Genomic DNA, 564 nt, shown 5'->3' with positions numbered 1-564 from the left:
AGGCGCGTGCGGCGCGTCAGGACGTCCTCGAGGTGCAGCGCGCCCTCGTGCGTGGCGGCGTAGAGCGCCTCCGCGCGCAGGTAGTGGGGCGCGCCCTCGAGGGGCTCGCCGAGCGAGGGGTCGGCGTCGACCAGCTCGAGCACCTCGTCGACGTCGCCGCCGTAGCGGTGGAGCAGGTGCTCGACCCGCTCGAGGGACCAGCCGCGCTCCTCGGCGATGCGGTGCCGCTGGGCCCAGCGCACGGGGTAGCCCTCGGCGCCGGCGAGCGGGAGGTCGGCCGTGAGCGAGGGCCCGGCGGGGCGGTCGCCCGGGGCGGCGTCGGCGAGGGCGGCGTCGACGACGTCGCGCGCCATGACGCGGTACGTCGTGTACTTGCCGCCGGCGACCACGGTGAGGCCCGGGCGCAGCGTCGCGACGGTGTGCTCCCGCGAGACCTTCGTCGTGGTCGTCGGGTCGCCGCCGCCCTTGCCGCCCTTCTCGCCGCCCTCGCCGGGGAGGGAGCCCTTGGCGGTCGGCTGCAGCAGCGGGCGCAGGCCCGTGTAGACGCCCATGACGTCGTCGCGG

General features: G+C 77.5%; 1 protein-coding gene. It reads right to left on the bottom strand.

Annotated elements, in window-relative coordinates; all coding sequences use genetic code 11:
• Positions 1-564, bottom strand: a 564-nt coding sequence (locus tag Q0789_RS16595; protein ID WP_298807090.1) for a glycerol-3-phosphate dehydrogenase C-terminal domain-containing protein, incomplete at both ends; no start/stop codon positions are given.

Source organism: uncultured Pseudokineococcus sp. (genome assembly GCF_947499845.1).
In the GTDB taxonomy this organism is placed as follows: Bacteria; Actinomycetota; Actinomycetes; order Actinomycetales; family Quadrisphaeraceae; genus Pseudokineococcus.
This window is presented reverse-complemented; position numbering and strand designations above follow the sequence as displayed.